Genomic DNA, 18,977 nt, shown 5'->3' with positions numbered 1-18,977 from the left:
CATGAGCGTTACCGGCCTGCCATTCGACGATTTTCGCACGCTGTTGCGTGACCTGCCGGGACCCAGCACTGCGGCGCTCGTGGCGGCGCGCGAACGCGACAAGCAGCTGACCAAGCCGCCGGGCGCGCTTGGACGGCTCGAAGAGATTGCCATGTGGCTTGCCGCCTGGAGTGGTCGCGCGCCTGCGGTCAATCGTCCACTGGTCGCGATCTTCGCCGGTAATCACGGGGTGACCCGACATGGCATCACGCCGTTCCCGCCGTCTGTGACCCAGCAGATGGTCGAGAACTTTGCGGCCGGCGGTGCGGCCATCAACCAGATCTGCGTCACGCATGACCTTGGGCTCAAGATCTTCGACTTGGCGCTCGACTATCCGACCGGCGATATCACCTGCGAGCCAGCGCTCTCGGAGCGCGACTGCGCGGCGACCATGGCCTTCGGCATGGAGGCGATTGCCGGCGGAACCGATCTTCTTTGCATCGGTGAAATGGGCATCGGCAACACGACGATTGCGGCCGCGATCAACCTCGCGCTCTATGGCGGTGAGGCAGAGGACTGGGTCGGTCCGGGCACTGGCTCGGAAGGCGATGTTTTGGCGCGCAAGGTTGCCGCCGTCAAGCAGGCGGTCGAGTTCCACCGGGAACATCTGTCCGATCCGCTGGAAGTGTTGCGACGCCTCGGCGGTCGCGAAATCGCGGCAATGGCCGGCGCGATCCTCGCAGCCCGTATGGAAAAGATCCCGGTCCTGATCGACGGCTATGTGGCAACCGCCGCTGCCTCGATCCTGAAGGCGGCCAATCCTTCCGCGCTCGATCACTGCCTGATCGGCCACGTTTCGGGCGAGCCTGGTCATCTGCGCGCAATCGAACGCCTCGGCAAGACGCCGCTTCTGGCGCTTGGCATGCGGCTCGGTGAGGGTACCGGTGCGGCACTCGCGGCCGGCATCGTCAAGGCTGCGGCGGCCTGCCATTCCGGCATGGCAACCTTCGAACAGGCTGGGGTATCCAACAAGTCACATGAGTGATCGCACATCAAAGCCCGGCGATGCGGAGCCGCTCGCCTCTAAAGTCATCAAGAAGAAGACAGGTATCGCGCATCTCTTTGCCGCCGCTCAGTATTCGGCTCAGGGATTTCGACGTCTGATCCAGGAAGCGGCCTTCCGGCATGAGCTTCTGGCATTTGTCGGCGGTCTGGTCGTGTTCGTTCTCGTCGGTGCGAGCCTCTTTGAATTCCTCGGCTTCGTCGTTTTGATGATGCTGATGTTTTCGGTGGAGGCGCTCAACACGGCGATCGAAGAACTGGTCGACCGCATCTCGCCGGAGATCTCGACGGTCGGCCGCAATGCCAAGGATCTAGGATCCTTTGCTGTCTTCTGCCTGATTATGGCCAATGGCGCCTTTGCTGCTTACGTCGTCATCAGCCGGCTGTTTCTCGCCTGATCAGGCGAATTGCCGGCGGCGCGGTTCGATGGCTTTGACTTCCGAGACAGCCGGCAGGCTTTCGAGCACGCGGCTCGATGGCAGGATGGCGATGACTTCCGTGCCTTCCCTGAGCTTCGACTTCAGCTTGAATTCGCCGCCATGCTTGGCGAGGATCGCCTGGACGATGGGCAGGCCGAGCCCCGTGCCCTGTTCGGCGCTCTTGATCGCGATCGAGCCCTGACCAAAGGCGGAAAGCACCACCGGGATTTCGTTTTCCGGAATGCCCGGGCCGTTGTCCTTGATCGAGATGTATTGTCCGCCGCCGGCGGTCCAGCCGGCCTTGACCATGATCTCGCCGCCCTGGGGTGTGAACTTCACCGCATTCGACAAGAGGTTCAGGATCACCTGGCGCAGAGCCTTTTCGTCAGCCCAGAGTGACGGCAGTGCCTTTTCGAATTGCTGGTCGATGCGGATGTTCTTCGATTTGGCGCGCAGCTGGATCATGCCGATGCAGTCTTCGGCGACCTCCAGGAGAGACACGCTTTCTTCGCTCAGCTCGTATTTGCCGGCCTCGATCCGCGACAGGTCGAGGATCTCGTTGATCAGTTCGAGCAGATGGCTTCCCGAGCGGTGGATGTCTCCAGCATATTCCTTGTAGAGCGGGTTGTTCAGCGGCCCGAGCACTTCCGTCGCCATGACTTCGGAAAATCCGAGGATGGCGTTGAGCGGGGTTCGCAGTTCGTGGGACATGGAGGCGAGGAAGCGCGACTTTGCCATATTGGCCTCTTCGGCCCGACGCCTTGCCTCATCGGACAGGGACTTGGCGACTTCCAGTTCCGCAATCAGGTCGTCCTTTTCCGTCTGGAAGGACAGAAGCTTGAGATTGGCCTGATGCAGTCGGTTGGTGATGTAGATGAAGAAGATCAGCGCAGTGGTGAAAACCGCCGTCAGGCCGATGTCGAGGATATTCCGGCCGGTGATCGACACGACGGTCAGCGCCGCCACCGTGGGCAGGAAGCCGAACAGCACGGCCTGACGCAAAAGCATGCTGGCCATGGCCGTAATGGAAAGGGCCACCAGTAGCACGGCACCCTTGTAGAAGGTGAAAGCTGTCGGATTGCAGGTGTCGCAGTCCTGCAGGACGAAGATCGCCCAGGACAGTCCCATGGCTGCCTGCGCGGCCAGCAAGATGCGACGCCATCTGATCTGGTTTTCCGGCGAGATTTCGGTCTTGGATGCGCGCCTGACGATCAGGATGCCGATTGCATGCATCGTGAGCGCAAAGAGGCCCCAGATGATGAAATGCGGCTGCGCAGTGAAATAGGCACCGGAGGCCGCGATCAGTAGGATCGTGATCGGGATGACGGCCGCACCCTGCAGGCAGGCGCCGACATGCATCGCGAGGATCTCTGCATCGAAGGCCGGGGAGGTGCCCGGACCCGTCTGAAGACGTTCACGGGTGGTGCGGACAGCGCGCGTCGTTGCCCTGTTGCGATTGTGTCGCGTCAGGTCGAGAACGTTTTTGTCCGCCGATGTATCTACGCCGTTACTCATTGCGTTGCAGTCTTCCGCGCCTTGGTGAACCCTAGCGGCCAAATCTTAAGAAGATCCTGTCTTGGAAGGTTTTGTTTGCCATGTGTAAAAAGGATCTGTTGTTGAAGTGGGTGGAAATGTGACGAGACACGTTCGGCGCCTGCGCGACCTGGTTCTAGGGCTCGCCATCCTGGCGCTCGCATTGCTTGTCATCGCCAAGCTCGAGAACGAACAGGCGCTGCGCTTTTCCGGCTCGTTCTCAGTGATCGATGGCGACACGCTCAGCGCAGACGGCGAACGGCTGCGGATCGAAGGGATCGATGCACCCGAACTTTCTCAGGTTTGCAAGGCGGCGGATGGGGCACCCTATGCCTGCGGCGAGGAGGCGCGCCGAGCCCTGATTGCGCTCGTGTCCGGGCGTGGCTTCGAATGCACAGGTACACGCCGTGATCGCTACGGCCGGTTGCTCGTGGTCTGCAAGCGGGGCCTCGACGATCTCGGCGAGATACTGGTGCGGACCGGGTCTGTCGTTGCCGATGGACGTTACCTTGCGAGCGAGGCAGAGGCTCGGCGGGCGGGCGAGGGGATCTGGCGGGGCAATTTCGAGCGCCCGGCTGACTGGCGACGACAACGACAGATCGAGGAAGCGGAACTCACGGGTTGGGTCGAGGCGTTACTGCCGCGATGGCTGACACATTGGTTTTGAGGACGAAAGAGAGAATGGCCGCTGACAATCCTTCGCTGCCGAGCATGCCCCGCGATGACGTGCCGCCGACGATCGACGCCTTGTCGAGCGCGATCGCCCGCTGTCGCATTTGTCGCGATTGTCCGGCCGGTGGCCCCGAGCGGCGCATGCCGCATGAGCCTCGACCGGTCGCCTGGCTTTCGGCGACGGCACGGGTGCTGATTGCCGGGCAGGCGCCGGGGCTTCGGGTGCATGAGACGGGCATCCCCTTCAACGACGCCTCCGGTGACCGCCTGCGCCAATGGTTGGGCATTGATCGCGACACCTTCTATGATCGCAGCAAGCTGGCGATTGCGCCGATGGGCTTCTGTTTTCCCGGCTATGACGAGAACGGACACGATCTGCCGCCGCGCCGGGAATGTGCGCCGCATTGGCGACAGACGGTGATGGATGCCATGCCGCGGGTCGAGCTCATTCTCGCCATCGGGCAATATGCGCAGGCCTGGCATCTTGGACGGCTGCGCCGCAAGACCATGACCGAGACGGTGACCCATTGGCGGGACTTCCTTCTCGCCAATCGCGAGGGGCCACGCGTCTTGCCCCTTCCCCATCCGAGCTGGCGAAACACGGCCTGGCTGAAACGTCACCCCTGGTTCGAGGCCGAGGTGCTGCCGGTGCTGCGACGAGAGGTTTCCTTGTTGATAGCTTGAAATGATTTTCCATAATTTTTATCAAATCGGCTATATCAAGAAAAATCAGTTTTTATAGGGTTTGCCATGGACCGCCTCGATCGCAAAATTCTCCGTATTCTTCAGGAAGATTCGACGCTGGCCGTTGCCGATCTCGCCAAAAAGGTCGGGTTGTCCACGACGCCTTGCTGGCGCCGCATCCAGAAGATGGAAGAGGACGGTGTCATCCGTCGGCGCGTGGCATTGCTCGATCCCGCCAAGGTCAACACCAAGGTGACGGTGTTCGTCTCGATCCGCACGTCCAGTCACTCGATCGAGTGGCTGAAGCGGTTCTCCGAGGTCGTGTCCGAGTTTCCGGAAGTGGTCGAGTTCTACCGCATGAGCGGCGATGTCGATTATCTGCTGCGCGTCGTCGTGCCTGACATCGCGGCCTATGATGCCTTCTACAAGCGGATGATCGCCAAGATCGAGATCCGCGACGTGTCTTCGGCCTTTGCCATGGAGCGGATCAAATATACGACCGAGCTGCCGCTCGACTACATGGTGCTCGACAATAATAAAGCCGGCGAAGAATAGACCGCGCTGGCGATTACCTGAGCTTCGCGATCCGCTTGGGGTCGCGCATTTCCCGCAAGGCATCCTTGCCGATCCCGCGGGCTGTGGCATCGCTCTTTCCCGCCAGTTTTTCAGCCAGAAGGACCGCACCCGTGTGGCAGGCGCGGCTGCGCTTGCCCGTGTTGCGCAAGGCCCAGTTCACAGCCTTCTTGACGAAGTTGCGGGGATCGGTGGCGTGCCGCTCAATCAATGGCAGCCATTCGAGGAACGTCGCGTCCGGCTCATTCCGGTTGTGAACGGTCGCGCCCGCGATCATGGCGAAGGCGCTTCTGCGGATGAACTCCCGGTCGTCGGCGGCGAAGTCTTCAACCAGTTTGCGCCAGCCGGGCGTCCCGGTCAGCAGGTCGGCCGCCGCGTCGACGATTTCCCACGAGTTGAATTCGTCGGCGAGCCGCCGGATGTCGTCCGATGACAGCAGCGTCGGAACGAAAGTCCAGATCGCCAGCAGGCGCGCTTCTCGTATGCCGGATGCCCAGAGGTCTTTCGCGCGCGCCTGATTCGGGCCGATCACCTTGGCCATCTGCCGCAAAGCGGGATTGCCGATGCCAAGGGCATCCTCGGTGACAATCCCGTAGCGCGCCAAGCCGGCTATGTTCTCCTCCGACCGCATCGAGCGCAAGTATGCGATGATCTCGGCTGCGGTGGAGGAGGGGCCGATCATTTTGTTTCGAGCCGGGCCAGCAGGGAAGATGTGTCCCAGCGGTTGCCGCCGAGTTTCTGCACCTCGCCGTAGAACTGATCGACGAGCGCCGTGACCGGCAGGTTCGCACCGTTGCGGCGCGCTTCCGAGAGCACGATGTCGAGGTCCTTGCGCATCCAGTCGACGGCAAAACCGAATTCGTATTTGCCCTGGTTCATGGTCTTGTGGCGGTTTTCCATCTGCCAGGAGCCGGCAGCCCCCTTGGAGATGACCTCTATCACCTTTTCGATGTCGAGGCCGGCCTTCTTGCCGAAATGCACGCCCTCGGCCAGGCCCTGGACGAGGCCTGCAATGCAGATCTGGTTGACCATCTTGGTCAACTGGCCAGCGCCGGCGGGGCCCATCAGGCCGACCATGCGGGCAAAGGAGTCGATGATCGGCTTGGCGGTCTCGAAGGTGTCCGGTTCGCCGCCGCACATCACGGTGAGCACACCGTTTTCAGCACCTGCCTGGCCGCCCGAGACCGGAGCGTCGATGAAGCCGCAGCCTTTGGCCGCGGTGGCTTCGGCGAGTTCGCGGGCGACCTCGGCGGAGGCCGTGGTGTTGTCGATCAGGATCGCGCCCGGCTTCATAGCTGCAATCACGCCGTTTTCGCCCAACGTGACCGAACGCAGGTCGTCGTCGTTGCCAACGCAGGTGAAGACGAAATCTGCGCCCTCTGCGGCCTCAGCCGGGGTCAAGCCATGGCTGCCGCCGAACTTCGCCACCCAGTCCTCGGCCTTGGCCGTCGTGCGGTTATAGACCTTTACCTCGTGGCCACCCTTGACCTTCAGGTGTCCTGCCATGGGAAAACCCATCACGCCCAAACCGATGAATGCGACCTTTGCCATTTCGTCTCTCCTGCCTTGCGGTATGAGACATGCATAGTCGAAGCTCCGTGGCCTTGAAAGGCCTTCTACTGTTATTGGGCAGTGTCGGGGGCAGCCGCTTTCCGACGGATCTCATCGTCCGGGGTCAGTTCAAGGCTCATCTTGCCCAGACGGCTTGAGATCTCGTTCCACAATCGCCGCAGACGGCGAACATGGAGGTCGTCGCCGATCCAGTCCATCAGATGCTCGATGGCGCGCGAGGACATCTCCGGCGTTTCACTGATGGTCGTCAGTGCCCAGATGCTGAATTCCCGCGCATCGACTTCCTTGATCTGCCCGTCTGCACCGGGAATCAGGAATTTTGCCGTACTCGTTTCCTGAACGTGCTTCATCGGCCCGGTCGGGGCCAGAAGAACTGCTGCATAGATGCGGTCAAAGGCATCGATCGCCTTTTCTTCCGTTGAGGTGTCGCTGTTACGGTTCTGTTTCAGGGCCCGTTCCAGGTCGAAGATCGTGCGGACGTTGAACTGGCGCAACAGCAGAAAACGATCGAGACCGACGACGCAGCACAGTTGGGCCTGGGCTATCCAGTCAACCGTCTGGTAGATGCCGAAGGGTGTTTCGATGTGCAGCATGATCGGATTGTAGGTGGCGAGCGACTGCACATCGGAGATTCCGCATTCTTCCAACCGGAAGCGCGTGAAGAAGTCGATGCCGTCGATCGCGTCGAGCGGTACGACCCTTGTCCACTCGATGAAGCGGTTGTCGGATTGCTTGATCCAGTTGATCTGGCTCCCCACCTTGACGAGGATGAACTGCAGCACGCTGCCGGGCAGCAGGCCGAAGGCCAAGCCAAGCAAGATCCAGAGAGAGGACAGCTCGGTGACGGGCGCGTTTCTCTCGATGCTGATCACCTCCTGGACCGCACTGAGATCCGGCAAGGCTCGATAGAGTGCGGCCGAGGCAAGCACCGAGATCACGATCATCGCCGCCTGTCGGATCATCGTGTAGCCGTTCAGATCGAAGACCGCGAGCGCCTGGATGAGATAGCGCAGAGAGGACAGGTAGGCGCCGACAAATGTAATAGCTGCGACAGTCAGGACGTTTTCGGCGAGCTGCCTGAGGTCGGTTGCGGCGGTATCTGCCGCAAAATTCATTCCTCCGACGGTCAGGAGGTTGAAGGTCGGAATGCTTGGGCAGTCCCCGGTCGGTGCAAGACATCCAAAGCCTGAGAGGGTTAGCGTGAACCCGGCAAAGACGACCAGCGAATAGGGAAGGGCCGCGACGAGCAGTCTCATGTCACCGCGATTGAGGAAAAACCGTGTCTGTGAGATCGTCTCGTTGATCTCGGTGATGATGTCTTCCGGAGATCGTCCTGTGTGATGCGCACTCGCGTCACCGTTCTCGCCATTGCCTCTCACATCGGCGGCATATTTGGTCCGGACAAACTCGAAGGAGGGGCTCGTCGCATCCTCAGCCTGATCGACGACCGGAAAGGTTTTGACGTAGTCCCGGATGAGGCGCAAACGCCGCAACCTGATCTCGTATCGCCCGAAGATCAAGGCGAAGACGGTCACCAGAGAGATTACAAACGCTAAGATAAGCGTCCAGATGACGGGCCCGCTCCCGCCAAGCGCAGTGGCAACTTCTGTTTGCATGACTTCCCCCTTTTTGTCAGGGGAAGCCTAGGGATCGGGCGCTTCTTGGCTACTAATCGCATGCAGCCCTGGGTGGAAAATGCATCCTTGGGTTTAGGTTGCGGTCTTTTTCGCGACGACCAGATGCCCTGGCGACGGGTTGCCGTCCTGCATGCGTACGTTGATGTCGGTGATCTCGACCACTTCGAAGCCTGTCGCGGCGAGCCGTTCGCGCACATAGATCTCGGAATGTACGAAGCGCTGGTGCGGGCCGACCATGAAGGGCCTCCCGGCCATGATGTCGTCCGGCATCGTTTCGGAGGAGAAGACGAAGATACCGCCGTCGCTCATGTTCTCGGCAGCGCCAAAGAAAAGCGGTTCGAGGGCGCCGAGATAGGGCAGCACGTCTGTCGCGGTCACGAGGTCGAAGGGTTCGTCGTCATTGTCCTCGAGGAAATCCTCGAGTTCGGCCACATAGAGGGTCTCGTAGAGATCCTTTTCATGGGCGATCTCGACCATCTTTTCGGAAATGTCGATCCCGGTCATGTCGTCCACCACGTCGCGCAGCGCGCCGCCGGTCAGGCCTGTGCCACAGCCGAGGTCGAGAAGGCGCTTGAACGGGCCGAGACCGAGCGACTGCAGGCGCTGGCGGACCATCATCGGCACGGTGTAGCCGAGCTGTTCGACGAGAATGTCCTCGAAGGCATCGGCGTGCTGGTCGAAGAGCGTCTCGACATAGGCGTCGGGTGCTTTGGGCGGGGCTTCGCCGCGGCCAAGTGCAGCAATACGGACCGATGCGCCGCCGTGGTCATCGGGGTCGATCGCCAGCACTTCCTCATAGGCCTTGACAGCTGCGTCGATATCGCCTGCCTTCTCAAGGGTGAGTGCGCGGTTATAGGCTTCTGCAAGGGCTTCTTCGTCGATCTTGGCCATGTAAGGCTCCTGTTATCGCGGCCGCTCATCGGGCCTTTGCCGGTCGTCTAACGGGTCAGGCCGAGCTTGGCAATGCAAACGGAACACTGCGGGGGCTCTTGGTGTTTCCTGATCAGGGAGCTAAGCATGGAACAAACGTCTGAGGATAAGTCCGGCATCCTGCCGCTGGAGAGCGCAGAGCCCGCGCGCCTCGCACCGGCCTTGCCGGCGAGTTCGGCCGAGAAGGCCAACATGATCATCCACTATTATCGGGGCGAGATCGGTCGCATGACGAGCTGGCGCGACCGGATAGACCGAACGACGAACTGGTCTATGACGGTCGTGGCGGGCCTTTTGTCCGTTTCGCTGTCAACGCCGTCGTCGCATCATGGCGTGGTGCTGTTCGCCATGCTTCTGGTCTCGGTCTTCCTCTTTATCGAGGCGCGCCGCTATCGCTTCTTCGATGTCTACCGGGCGCGGGTCCGCCAGCTCGAGCGGCACTATTTCTCCCAGGCGCTCTGCCCGCAGGCCGAATTGAAACCCGATTGGGCGGCGGCGATCGCGGCCAGCCTTCGACGGCCCGTCTTCCTGATGGCGTACCGCGAAGCACTCTTCCGTCGTATCCGGCGAAACTACATCTGGATGTATCTCATTCTGCTTCTCGCCTGGGCGCTTAAAATCTCCAGCCCGAAGCTGCAACAGAACGAGGCGCCCGCCGAGTTCGTCAGCAGCCTGTCCCAAATCGTCCAGAACGCCCATCTTGGACCGCTGCATGGCGGCATCGTGCTGGCGCTGGTCGGCGCCATCTATATCGCGCTGCTCCTCGCCATCCTATACCGGGAGCCGAAAGATGGGGAAATTGCCCATGGCGAGGTGCATGTCTGATCTCAGTGCAGAATGAACTCGCCCTTCAGAGAACGCCATTCGCTGGCCGCGATCATCCTCTTGTGCACATAGGTCACCGAGTGGAGCGGGCCTTCGATCTTGTCCTGCCAGAAGCGCAGGAAGCCGCGCATCTCCGGAAAGTCCGGAGCCAGATCGTAGTGCTGCCAGATATAGGTCTGCAGCAGGGAAGGGTGATCGGGCAGGCGGTAGAGGATCTGGGCGGTTGTCAGCCCGTAACCCTTCAGCATCAGTTCCATTTCGCTGTTCATGTGCCGACGTTCCCCGTGTTCTCGTGGAAGACGGATCGACGCGGGCGGTGTCATCGCTTCCGCGACCGACCGGGGCCGCGACCGACGCGGGCCCTGACATGATGGAAACATCTGTTGGTGAAGGAAGTGCTAATAAAGTCGGGCGGCGACCCAAGACGGGGTCGCCAACCCATGGTCAGCGTTTCAGGTGACGGGTCAGTCGCGCCTCGATCGCACCCCATGCGTGGCGCAGCGCCTCGACGATGGCGAGATAGAAGATCGCCGCCCAGAGATAGGTCTGGTAGTCGAAGGTGCGCGAGAAGGCGTAGCGGGTCTGGCCCATGAGATCGAGAACGGTGACGACTGCGACGACGGCTGAGCCCTTGATCATGAAGATGATCTCGTTGCCATAGGGGCGAAGAGCGACGATCAGGGCCTGCGGCAGGATGATCTTCCAGAAGGTAATCGACGTGGGCAGGCCAAGAGACTTGGCACCTTCCGTCTGACCACGCGGTACGCTTTCGATCGCACCGCGCAGGATTTCCGCCTGATAGGCTGCCGTGTTCAGCGTCATGGCAAACAGCGCGCAATACCAGGCCTCGCGGAAGAACCACCAGAGGCCGATCGCCTCGATCTGCGGACGGAAGGAGCCGAGGCCATAATAGATCAGGAAGATCTGCAACAGCATCGGCGTGCTGCGGAAGACGTAAACATAGGCATAGGCGATCGTGTTCAGGATCGGGTTTCGCGCCATGCGGGCGAAGGTGACGGGAAGGGAAAGGAGCGCGCCGAGCGTGATCGACCCGAAGGTCAGCATCAGGGTGGTGGCGAGACCGTCCAGGTAGCGCCAGCCATAGCGCTCGATCTTTGCCGGATCCCAGCTCGATGCGAGGTACCAGACAAGTGCGAGCCCGAGAACAGCCCAGAGAGTGAGGATTCCGTAGCCCGCGACGCGGGCCAGGTTGATGCGGCTTGCCTTCACCGGTGGCGCCGGGCGGGCAGGGATCATCTCCAATGCGTGGGTCATCGGCTCGCCTCCGCGCGGTTTGCCCAGCGTGCGATGGCGTTCAGGCCGATCGAGGAGACTGTTGCAAGCACGAGATAGAGAAGGCAGGCGATCCCGTAGAACATGAAGGCTTCCTTGGTCACGCGCGCCGCCACACCGGTCTGCCGCACGATATCTGCCAGGCCGATGACCGAGACGAGCGCCGTATCCTTCAGGAGCACCAGCCAGAGATTGCTGAGGCCCGGAAGGGCGATGCGGATCAACTGGGGCACGATGATCAGCCACATGGTCTTGCGCCTCGACAGACCGACTGCGCTACCGGCCTCGTACTGACCGCGCGGGATAGCCTGGAACGCCGACAGCAGAACTTCCGAGGCATAGGACGAGAAGACGACGGAGAGGGCGATCATGCCGGCCACGAAAGCATTGATCTCGACGCGTTGGTCGATCCCGAGCCAGGTCAGGACGGACTGGACGAGAATCTGGAAGCCGAAATAGACGATGAAGAGTGTCAGGAGTTCGGGCAGCCCGCGAAAGATGGTCGTGTAGACGCCGGTCGCAGCCCGCAGGCTCCATTCACCCGATTGGCGCGCCAGTGCAATCAGGAAGCCGAGGGCAAGACCGACGGGCAGTGTCGCAAGTGCCAGCGAGATCGTCACCTTGACGCCGAAGGCAATCTCGTCGCCCCAGCCGGTGTCGCCGCAGCCGACAAGCGTATCGGTCGCCAACAGCCGGAAGAGCCCGACGGGACCACAGAGCGGATCGAACGTGTAATTGATCCAGTCCCAGATCGAGCCGAGCGCGGAAGACAATCCGCCCATGCCATTCCCCCTTGGCGGTTTTTCCCGCCTTTTTCATGTCGTTGCAGTTCAAATGCAAAATGGCGGAAGTGTTCGACTTCCGCCACTTGGTTTTATCGGTCTATCCCGGGATCACTCGCCGTAAACGTCGAAATCGAAGTACTTCTTGTTGATTTCTTCGTACTTGCCATTGGCACGGATGCCGGCGATCGCTGCGGTGAACTTGTCGGCCAGCTCTGTTTCGCCCTTGCGGACGGCAATACCTGCACCATCACCGTTGATTTCGACATCAACCGGAAGCGGCGTCAGGATCTTGCAGCAGGCGCCGGCTTCGGTCTTCAGCCATTCCGAGAGAACGACGATATCGTCGACGACGGCGTCAACGCGGCCGCCTTCGAGGTCGAGCTTGTATTCGTCAGCGGTCGGGTAGAGCTTCAGCTCGCTGTCCGCCATATGCTTTTCCGCATAGTTGGCATGCGTGGTCGAAGACTGGGCGCCGATCGTCTTGCCTGCGAGGCCGGCCACGTCGGTGATGGTCGAATCCTTCGGCACGGCAACGGCCGGCGGAGTGTTGTAGTACTTCTTTGAGAAGTCGACCTTCTCCAGACGTTCCGGGGTGATCGACATGGATGCGATGATGGCGTCGAACTTCTTGGCCTGAAGGGCTGGAATGATGCCGTCCCAATCCTGGGTGACGAATTCGCAGGTGACCTTCATCTCCTCGCAAAGCGCCTTGGCGATGTCGATGTCGAAACCAGACAGCGAGCCGTCGGCTTCAAGGTTGTTGAAGGGCGGATAGGCGCCTTCGGTGCCGATGATCAGCTTTTCCTGCGCCATGGCCGAACCGGCAAAGAGCGAAAGGGCAGCGATCGATGCTGCGGCCAGAAAACGTGTCGGAATACGCATGAGATCCTCTCTGTTGGGTGGACGCCGTTTGTTGTTTTGAGGCGGCTGTCCGTGATCGTGTGGTATGGTCGACCACACTTGGGCCCAATATTCGTCTGGTTTCCCAGCCGAAATCAACTACAAACCGCGTGATCGACAAAATTTGCCCCCTTAATTCCACCTGGGGCCACGGAAGACATTTTTTTGTTCCAAACGGTGTTGTCTGGTGGAGCAAAAGCGGCTCCAACTCGTTCAGCCACGGTTAATTATGAGAAATCTAGTTTGGCAGCAGCTTCGGTTCGCACAATCGAGCACGCATTCAACAGCACGGACCCGGATGACACTGTCACCGGCCCGTGCGTAGGGAAGGAAACGCAAGGTATGTTCAACAAGAGATTGCTCAACACAGTGGCAATCCCGGTCCTGTCTGTCGCGGTACTGGCGAAGCCGGTCGCTGCGTCGGTCACCGGACATCCAGAACGCCAGACGCAGACGCGACAGGCTGAAGAACAGCTGATCCAGCTGGCCCAGGCCGTCACCTGCACGGACGGCTCGGAAGCGCCTGATGCTGAGACGTGCGCTGCCCGCGATGCCCAGGCGGCGGCTGAGGAAGAAGCACGCCGCCAGGCCGAAGCGGAAGCTCAGGCTGCCGCCGAGGCAGAGGCGCAGCGTCAGGCTGAAGCAGAAGCCCAGGCTGCCGCTGAGGCGGAAGCTCAGCGTCAGGCGGAAGCCGAGGCTCAGGCCGCCGCAGAAGCTGAAGCTGAAGCTCAACGTCAGGCGGAAGCCGAGGCTCAGGCTGCCGCCGAGGCAGAAGCCCAGCGTCAGGCCGAAGCAGAAGCTCAGGCAGCCGCCGAAGCTGAAGCTCAGGCCGCTGCCGAAGCAGAAGCCCAGCGTCAGGCTGAGGCAGAAGCTCAGGCCGCTGCCGAGGCAGAGGCACAGGCAGCCGCTGAAGCGGAAGCACAGGCCGCTGCAGAAGCGGAAGCTCAGCGTCAGGCCGAAGCCGAAGCTCAGGCTGCCGCAGAGGCGGAAGCCCAGCAGCAGGCTGAAGAAGCGCAACCTGTCGAGGAACCGCAGGCCGTGACCTGTGCCGATGGTTCGCAGGCAGCCTCCGAAGCTGAATGCCCGGCTCCCGCAACTGAGCCGACCGAGGAGCAGCAGCCCGCTGAAGAACAGCAGGCGACCGAGGAAGAAGCGGCTCCCCAGCAGACCGACGAGCAGGCTCCTGCCGCCGAAGAAGAGCTGCGCCCCGGTCAGGACGCTGCAGGCGAACAGCCGGCGACCGAAGGCGAAGTGCCTGCCAATCAGGCTGAACAGCCGGCCGACCAGCAGCCCGTGGAAGAGCAGGCAACCGGTGAGGACGTACCAGCCGAAGGCCAGCCGGAAGGCGAGCAAGTGCTCGTTCCTGCCGTAGAACCGCCGGCTGATCAGCCGGTGCAGGAGATCACCGACACCCGCACGACCGAAGAGAAGGAAGCCATCGCCGAGGATCCGTCCCAGACGTCCGAGACGGTCGTTCTGCCGGTTGAAAACGGTGCAGCCGTCCTCGACAGCGACAAGGATGCCGACAACACGGGCGGCGAGGGTGTGCGTGAGCAGCGCAACGAATTGCGTGCCCAGGAAGATGTGGCGCCGCCGCCGGAAACCGATGCTGAGGCTCAGGTCGAAACGACCGCCGCCGATCAGGAGACGATGCAGGCGACGATTGCCGAGCAGGGCACGACGCTTGATGCTGCGCCGACCTTCGAAGTGCCGACAACCGTCGTCAACAACGTGTCGAACAGCACGGTGACCAACAATGTCACCAATAACGTCACCAACAACACGATCGTGCAGAACAATGTGGTCAATCAGGTCACAGAGGTCCGGGTCATCGAGCAGATCGATAACCGCACGGTCATCAATGTCGGCGACCGGATCGTTGTTCGTGGCGACGACCGCGAACGTCTGCGCTACGATGCCGAGGAGACCTATTACGAGCAGCTCCCGCGTGGCCGCACGCGTGAGACCATCGAGCGTGCCGACGGCAGCAAGCTGGTGACGGTCTACAACCGTTACGGTGACATCATCATCCGTTCGCGCATTTCTCCGCGTGGTCGGGAATATGTACTGATGTATTCGCCGGAAGCCGACAGGGAACGTCCGACCATGTATGTCGACGTCGGTCTGTCCTTGCCGCCGATGCGTCTGACCATTCCGGTCAGCGACTACATCGTCAGCACAACGCGTTCGCCGGACCGGGACTACTATGAGTTCCTCGGCCAGCCGCCGGTCGAGCGTGTCGAGCGCGTCTATTCGATCGACGAAGTGAAGTCGTCGGCGCGTATCCGCGACAAGGTTCGTCGTATCGACCTCGATACGATTACCTTCCCGTCGGGTTCTGCCGAGGTGCCGCTGGAACAGGCTCGTACACTGCGCAAGGTTGCCCAGGCGATTGAGCAGCTGCTCGAAAAGGATCCGGGCGAAGTCTTCCTGATCGAAGGCCATACGGACGCCGTCGGTTCGGATCGTTCGAACCTCGTCCTTTCCGACCGGCGTGCAGAAACCGTCGCGAACCTACTGACCGAAGTTTACGGCATCCCGCCGGAAAACATGTCGGTCCAGGGCTACGGCGAGCGCTTCCTGAAGATCCGCACGGAAGCGGCCGAACAGCAGAACCGCCGCGTCGCGATCCGCCGCGTGACCACGCTGGTCCGCCCGGCCGGTGTGTCGAGCAACGATTGATCGACCAACTGACGAAACGAAGAAGGCCGCCGGAGCGATCCGGCGGCCTTTTCTGTCGGGGGTATGTCAGGACAGCGGTGGCAGCCCCGTGACCGAGGCGATGAAGTCGGCAATCGCCGTGGTGTCGTCGAGGTCGAAGACCGGCAGATCGGTGTCCTCGACGCGGTGATCAGCCGCGATCGCGCGGATGTGCGGATCCGTTGGTGCCAAAGGTTCTCGGTTGGCGGATGCTTCCCGACGCGCTTCGATCTTCGGGACGGGCTCTCGCTTGTAGCCTTCGATCAGCACGAGGTCGCAGGGGCCGATGCGGGCGAGGATTTCCTCGAAACTCGGTTCGGGAGCGCCACGCAGCTCGTGCATGATGGCATAACGGGTTCCGGACACGATGACGACCTCGTGGGCGCCGGCCTCGCGGTGCCGATAGCTGTCGGCACCGACCTTGTCGATGTCGAAGTCATGATGGGCGTGTTTGATGGTCGAGATCTTGTAGCCGCGCCGGGTGAATTCCTCGACCAGCCGCACGGCAAGCCCGGTTTTTCCGGAATTTTTCCAGCCGGCAATGCCGAAAATGCGCGGGGTTTTGGTCATCTTGAACCCTGATCGACGATGGCCTCGGCGATTGCGAGGTCGTCGGGCGTATTGATGTTGAAGAAGGGGTCGACTGGACCAAAGGGCCCTTCGAAAGGGTCGAAATCCACAACCTCCACCGGGTGGCGGGCGACGTAGTCGAAGACGCGGCGATGCTTCGGGTCATCAAGCCAATGTTCGAGATCCTCTGCCAAAGCGACCGGCCAGAGCGCCGTGATCGGATGGGTGCGGCCGTTGCTGGCTGCCAGCACGATCACTTCGCTTCTCGCGACTTCTGCCAGGCGCATCACCAGATCGCTGGGCAGGAAGGGCGTGTCGCAGGGGGTGGTCAGGAGATGCGTGGCTGCATCAGGTAATTCGGTAAATCGCTTCATGCCTGCCAGCACTCCAGCGAGTGGACCGGGCCGGTCGGGACGCGTGTCCGGGATCAGCGGGAGACGCGCTGCAAGCGGATGTCCTTCAGAAGCGTTGAGGTAGACTGCGGAAGCCTGCGGCTGCAACCGTTCGGCCACCCTGAGGGCTAGCGGTATCGCTCGCAGTTTCAGTTCCGCCTTGTCTGCGCCCATTCGGCGCGACAAGCCGCCAGCGAGAATGACGGCGGGCGGTTGGAACTCGTACATCACGGGATCACCCTTCTTGCCCTGGCGCGAAGCGCAGGAAAGCAACCGCGACGAGGGCAAGGATGCAGCAGGCGAGCATGACGAGAAGCAAGGGCATGGCGCCGGTTTCGACCGACAGGATGCGGGATGCAAGCCAGGAGACGAAGGCGCCGCCGCCCATGGTGATGGCGCCACCGAGCCCGGAAGCCGAGCCTGCGAGTTCCGGCCGGACACTGACGATGCCGGCATTGGTGCTCGGAAGGGAGAGGCCATTGCCGAAGCCGACCACGACCTGCGGGGCGAAGAAGGCTAGATAGGAGACATATCCCTGGGCAAGCAAGATGATCGGAATGGCGGCGCCGACCAGGGCGACCACGCCGCCGACCAGCATCATCATGTCTATGCCTGCGCGGCGAGCGAAACGTCCGGACAGATAGTTGCCGGCGATATATCCAGATGCGATGAACATGAATTGCAGGCCGAGCATGCTGGGCGTCAGGTCCATCAGTGTGCCGCCGACGAAGGGTGCACCGCCGAGAAAGGCGAAGAAGGCGCCAGACGTGAAGGTGCCGGCCATGGTGTAGCCCCAGAAGCGGGGGGACGCGAGAAGCCGTGGCCAAGCCCGGAACTGCTCGGAAAAACTGCCGCTCTTCTGGCGGTTGGTCTCGCCGAGATCGCGGTAGACGAGCAACAGGACGGCAAGTGCTGCAATCAGGATGGCTGCGAAATTCGAGCGCCAGCCGAAATTGTCGCTGAGCACGCCGCCGAGCGTCGGGCCGACCATCGGGATCAGCGTCATTCCCATGGTGACATATCCGATCATCGAGGCGGCTTCGTCCATGGGGACCATGTCGCGGATAATGGCGCGGGAGAGAACGAGACCTGCGACCACAGCCGTCTGGATCATCCGGGCGAATGTCAGGACCTCGATCGAGCTTGCCAGCAGGCAGACCAGCGAGGAAACGATCAGGATCAGCAATGCGCCGATCATCACCGGTCGCCGGCCGTAGCGATCCGACAGAGGGCCGATTACCAGCTGCACCAGGGCGGTCATCGCAATATAGCCTGAGACCAGGACCTGCACCCGGTCGTAGTCGACACGCAAATCGAGGGCCATGGCAGGCAGCGCCGGCAGAAAGATGTTCATCGTCAGCGCCGACAATCCGGCAATCGCCACGAGACTGACGATATGCGGGGCCGTGGTCCTGTCGAAAAAGCGAGACTGCTGCTGCACGCTCAAATGTCCTTGCACTGCAAACGAGATCAGCCCGGGGAGGCCGGATCGGCGCGGCGGGCGAGGGCCGCCTTCCGCTTGCTCTCGCGATAGAATGTGTAGAGGCCGGAGCCGATGACAATGGTAGCGCCGACGATCATCCAGACATCCGGCACTTCACCGAAGAAGAGCATGCCGAGCAGAACCGCCCAGAGCAGGCTGGTGTAGCGGAAGGGCGCGATGAAGGAGATCTCGCCGGTGCGCATGGCCATGATGATCGCCTGATAGCCGGCAAACAGGAAGATCGAGGCAAAGGCGAGCTTGCCGAGCGCGCTGCCGGACATCGGTTGCCAGCCACCAAAGGCGGGAATGAGCAGCAGGCCGGCAAAGGAGATGGAGGCTGCGGTGAAAAGGGTGACGGAGAGCGACGAGATGCTCTGATCGATCCGGCGCGTGACGAGATCACGGCCGGCTGCGGTGATCACGCAAAAGACGATGTAGAGCGAGGCGAGCGTAAAGCCCTCAGGGCCTGGCTGGATGATGACGAGCACGCCGATGAAGCCGAGACCGATCGCCGTCCATCGACGCCAGCCCACGGGCTCCTTGTAGAACAAGGCGGCGCCAAGGGTCACGGCCAAAGGCAGAGACTGCAGGATCGCCGAGGCATTGGCCAGCGGCACCTGGCCGAGTGCTGCGAGAAAGGCGACGGCTGCGACCGTCTCGAAGGCGATGCGCAACAGGATCAGGGGCTGCAGGATGTTCTTGATGTGGTCGAGCGCACCCATGCGGCGCGCAACGATATAGACCAGAACCGCGGTAAATGCGCCGCGCACGAACATGATCTGCGCCACGGTCAGTTCAGCGGTTACCGATTTCGTCAGAGCGTCGTTGAAGGTGAAGCCCGCCATCGAGATCGCCATCAGAAGGGCGCCTCGGGTGTTCTCGGATAATGCCATGCTCGATTCCCGTGCGTACCCGCCGGTTCTAGACCAAGGAGCACGCGCGAGAAACCTTATTCCAGCTGTTATGGC

20 protein-coding genes are annotated in these 18,977 nt (G+C 61.5%); 7 read left to right on the top strand and 13 right to left on the bottom strand.

The window, feature by feature from the left end; genetic code table 11:
* Position 1 precedes the first annotated feature (1 nt).
* Positions 2 to 1,024, top strand: coding sequence for a nicotinate-nucleotide--dimethylbenzimidazole phosphoribosyltransferase (gene cobT / locus IP85_RS18080; RefSeq protein WP_054151085.1), 1,023 nt, complete (start codon positions 2 to 4; stop codon positions 1,022 to 1,024).
* Positions 1,017 to 1,439 carry a diacylglycerol kinase gene (locus IP85_RS18075; protein ID WP_054151058.1) on the top strand — a complete coding sequence of 141 codons (423 nt, stop codon included), beginning with the start codon at positions 1,017 to 1,019 and terminating at the stop codon, positions 1,437 to 1,439. Before cobT ends, IP85_RS18075 begins: the two co-directional genes overlap by 8 nt.
* Here the strand turns inward: IP85_RS18075 and IP85_RS18070 are convergent, their stop codons facing one another.
* Positions 1,440 to 2,975, bottom strand: a complete 1,536-nt coding sequence (locus tag IP85_RS18070) for a HAMP domain-containing sensor histidine kinase (protein ID WP_054151057.1) — start codon at positions 2,973 to 2,975, stop codon at positions 1,440 to 1,442.
* Between the two features lie 118 nt (positions 2,976 to 3,093).
* Here IP85_RS18070 and IP85_RS18065 point away from each other — a divergent pair, with 118 nt between their 5' ends.
* From IP85_RS18065 to IP85_RS18055, 3 genes are all read left to right on the top strand, one after another.
* Positions 3,094 to 3,660, top strand: coding sequence for a thermonuclease family protein (locus IP85_RS18065; protein WP_054151056.1), 567 nt, complete (start codon positions 3,094 to 3,096; stop codon positions 3,658 to 3,660).
* Between the two features lie 44 nt (positions 3,661 to 3,704).
* On the top strand, positions 3,705 to 4,349 hold the full coding sequence (locus IP85_RS18060; protein WP_054151084.1) for a uracil-DNA glycosylase family protein: 645 nt from the start codon (positions 3,705 to 3,707) through the stop codon (positions 4,347 to 4,349).
* A 66-nt stretch (positions 4,350 to 4,415) separates the two neighbouring features.
* Positions 4,416 to 4,904, top strand: a complete 489-nt coding sequence (locus tag IP85_RS18055) for an Lrp/AsnC family transcriptional regulator (RefSeq protein ID WP_054151055.1) — start codon at positions 4,416 to 4,418, stop codon at positions 4,902 to 4,904.
* Positions 4,905 to 4,917: 13 nt separating this feature from the next.
* Here IP85_RS18055 and IP85_RS18050 read toward each other — a convergent pair whose 3' ends face one another.
* From IP85_RS18050 to IP85_RS18035, 4 genes are all read right to left on the bottom strand, one after another.
* Positions 4,918 to 5,604 carry a DNA alkylation repair protein gene (locus IP85_RS18050; RefSeq protein WP_054151054.1) on the bottom strand — a complete coding sequence of 229 codons (687 nt, stop codon included), beginning with the start codon at positions 5,602 to 5,604 and terminating at the stop codon, positions 4,918 to 4,920.
* The gene (locus IP85_RS18045; protein WP_054151053.1) at positions 5,601 to 6,473 is read right to left on the bottom strand and encodes an NAD(P)-dependent oxidoreductase; all 873 of its coding nucleotides are present in this window, start codon (positions 6,471 to 6,473) and stop codon (positions 5,601 to 5,603) included. Before IP85_RS18045 ends, IP85_RS18050 begins: the two co-directional genes overlap by 4 nt.
* Before the next feature lie 71 nt (positions 6,474 to 6,544).
* The gene (locus tag IP85_RS18040; RefSeq protein ID WP_054151052.1) at positions 6,545 to 8,110 is read right to left on the bottom strand and encodes a hypothetical protein; all 1,566 of its coding nucleotides are present in this window, start codon (positions 8,108 to 8,110) and stop codon (positions 6,545 to 6,547) included.
* 93 nt (positions 8,111 to 8,203) lie between these two features.
* A complete protein-coding gene (locus IP85_RS18035) occupies positions 8,204 to 9,022 on the bottom strand; it encodes a methyltransferase domain-containing protein (RefSeq protein ID WP_054151051.1) in 819 nt (272 codons plus the stop codon).
* Between the two features lie 231 nt (positions 9,023 to 9,253).
* On the opposite strand from IP85_RS18035, the gene IP85_RS18030 reads away from it, so the two are divergent.
* Entirely contained in the window at positions 9,254 to 9,886 is a 633-nt protein-coding gene (locus IP85_RS18030; RefSeq protein WP_245280904.1) for a DUF2270 domain-containing protein, read from the top strand.
* 2 nt (positions 9,887 to 9,888) lie between these two features.
* Here IP85_RS18030 and IP85_RS18025 read toward each other — a convergent pair whose 3' ends face one another.
* From IP85_RS18025 to IP85_RS18010, 4 genes are all read right to left on the bottom strand, one after another.
* Positions 9,889 to 10,155, bottom strand: coding sequence for an aspartate-semialdehyde dehydrogenase (locus IP85_RS18025; protein ID WP_054151049.1), 267 nt, complete (start codon positions 10,153 to 10,155; stop codon positions 9,889 to 9,891).
* Positions 10,156 to 10,330: 175 nt separating this feature from the next.
* On the bottom strand, positions 10,331 to 11,161 hold the full coding sequence (locus IP85_RS18020; protein ID WP_054151048.1) for an ABC transporter permease: 831 nt from the start codon (positions 11,159 to 11,161) through the stop codon (positions 10,331 to 10,333).
* Positions 11,158 to 11,961 (bottom strand): ABC transporter permease, encoded by an 804-nt coding sequence (locus IP85_RS18015; protein WP_054151047.1) that lies wholly within the window; start codon positions 11,959 to 11,961, stop codon positions 11,158 to 11,160. Before IP85_RS18015 ends, IP85_RS18020 begins: the two co-directional genes overlap by 4 nt.
* A 111-nt stretch (positions 11,962 to 12,072) precedes the next feature.
* Positions 12,073 to 12,846 carry an ABC transporter substrate-binding protein gene (locus tag IP85_RS18010; protein ID WP_054151046.1) on the bottom strand — a complete coding sequence of 258 codons (774 nt, stop codon included), beginning with the start codon at positions 12,844 to 12,846 and terminating at the stop codon, positions 12,073 to 12,075.
* A gap of 360 nt (positions 12,847 to 13,206) precedes the next feature.
* Between IP85_RS18010 and IP85_RS18005 the strand changes: the two genes are divergently transcribed.
* Complete coding sequence (locus IP85_RS18005; protein WP_054151045.1) at positions 13,207 to 15,546, top strand: OmpA family protein; 2,340 nt, start codon at positions 13,207 to 13,209, stop codon at positions 15,544 to 15,546.
* 66 nt (positions 15,547 to 15,612) lie between these two features.
* On the opposite strand, the gene mobB is transcribed toward IP85_RS18005, so the two are convergent.
* From mobB to IP85_RS17985, 4 genes are read right to left on the bottom strand one after another with little or no spacing between them, the layout of a single operon-like run.
* Entirely contained in the window at positions 15,613 to 16,134 is a 522-nt protein-coding gene (mobB, locus tag IP85_RS18000; RefSeq protein ID WP_054151044.1) for a molybdopterin-guanine dinucleotide biosynthesis protein B, read from the bottom strand.
* Positions 16,131 to 16,754, bottom strand: a complete 624-nt coding sequence (gene mobA / locus IP85_RS17995) for a molybdenum cofactor guanylyltransferase MobA (RefSeq protein WP_054151043.1) — start codon at positions 16,752 to 16,754, stop codon at positions 16,131 to 16,133. The genes mobB and mobA overlap by 4 nt, the downstream gene beginning before the upstream one ends.
* A gap of 7 nt (positions 16,755 to 16,761) precedes the next feature.
* Entirely contained in the window at positions 16,762 to 17,967 is a 1,206-nt protein-coding gene (locus tag IP85_RS17990) for a multidrug effflux MFS transporter (RefSeq protein ID WP_054151083.1), read from the bottom strand.
* A gap of 29 nt (positions 17,968 to 17,996) precedes the next feature.
* A complete protein-coding gene (locus IP85_RS17985) occupies positions 17,997 to 18,902 on the bottom strand; it encodes a DMT family transporter (protein WP_054151042.1) in 906 nt (301 codons plus the stop codon).
* Positions 18,903 to 18,977: the final 75 nt, after the last annotated feature.

This window comes from Rhizobium sp. AAP116 (assembly GCF_001295785.1).
Taxonomy (GTDB): Bacteria; Pseudomonadota; Alphaproteobacteria; order Rhizobiales; family Rhizobiaceae; genus Allorhizobium.
The sequence above is the reverse complement of the archived record's forward strand: the minus strand, read 5'-3'. Positions and strand labels throughout refer to the sequence as shown.

Excerpts from the sequence above, each read along its gene's own strand:
- cobT (WP_054151085.1), top strand. The coding sequence starts at position 2 with ATGAGCGTTACCGGCCTGCCATTCGACGATTTTCGCACGCTGTTGCGT.
- IP85_RS18075 (WP_054151058.1), top strand. The coding sequence starts at position 1,017 with ATGAGTGATCGCACATCAAAGCCCGGCGATGCGGAGCCGCTCGCCTCT.
- IP85_RS18070 (WP_054151057.1), bottom strand. The coding sequence starts at position 2,975 with ATGAGTAACGGCGTAGATACATCGGCGGACAAAAACGTTCTCGACCTG.
- IP85_RS18060 (WP_054151084.1), top strand. The coding sequence starts at position 3,705 with ATGCCCCGCGATGACGTGCCGCCGACGATCGACGCCTTGTCGAGCGCG.
- IP85_RS18055 (WP_054151055.1), top strand. The coding sequence starts at position 4,416 with ATGGACCGCCTCGATCGCAAAATTCTCCGTATTCTTCAGGAAGATTCG.
- IP85_RS18050 (WP_054151054.1), bottom strand. The coding sequence starts at position 5,604 with ATGATCGGCCCCTCCTCCACCGCAGCCGAGATCATCGCATACTTGCGC.
- IP85_RS18045 (WP_054151053.1), bottom strand. The coding sequence starts at position 6,473 with ATGGCAAAGGTCGCATTCATCGGTTTGGGCGTGATGGGTTTTCCCATG.
- IP85_RS18040 (WP_054151052.1), bottom strand. The coding sequence starts at position 8,110 with ATGCAAACAGAAGTTGCCACTGCGCTTGGCGGGAGCGGGCCCGTCATC.
- IP85_RS18035 (WP_054151051.1), bottom strand. The coding sequence starts at position 9,022 with ATGGCCAAGATCGACGAAGAAGCCCTTGCAGAAGCCTATAACCGCGCA.
- IP85_RS18030 (WP_245280904.1), top strand. The coding sequence starts at position 9,254 with ATGATCATCCACTATTATCGGGGCGAGATCGGTCGCATGACGAGCTGG.
- IP85_RS18025 (WP_054151049.1), bottom strand. The coding sequence starts at position 10,155 with ATGAACAGCGAAATGGAACTGATGCTGAAGGGTTACGGGCTGACAACC.
- IP85_RS18020 (WP_054151048.1), bottom strand. The coding sequence starts at position 11,161 with ATGACCCACGCATTGGAGATGATCCCTGCCCGCCCGGCGCCACCGGTG.
- IP85_RS18015 (WP_054151047.1), bottom strand. The coding sequence starts at position 11,961 with ATGGGCGGATTGTCTTCCGCGCTCGGCTCGATCTGGGACTGGATCAAT.
- IP85_RS18010 (WP_054151046.1), bottom strand. The coding sequence starts at position 12,846 with ATGCGTATTCCGACACGTTTTCTGGCCGCAGCATCGATCGCTGCCCTT.
- IP85_RS18005 (WP_054151045.1), top strand. The coding sequence starts at position 13,207 with ATGTTCAACAAGAGATTGCTCAACACAGTGGCAATCCCGGTCCTGTCT.
- mobB (WP_054151044.1), bottom strand. The coding sequence starts at position 16,134 with ATGACCAAAACCCCGCGCATTTTCGGCATTGCCGGCTGGAAAAATTCC.
- mobA (WP_054151043.1), bottom strand. The coding sequence starts at position 16,754 with ATGTACGAGTTCCAACCGCCCGCCGTCATTCTCGCTGGCGGCTTGTCG.
- IP85_RS17985 (WP_054151042.1), bottom strand. The coding sequence starts at position 18,902 with ATGGCATTATCCGAGAACACCCGAGGCGCCCTTCTGATGGCGATCTCG.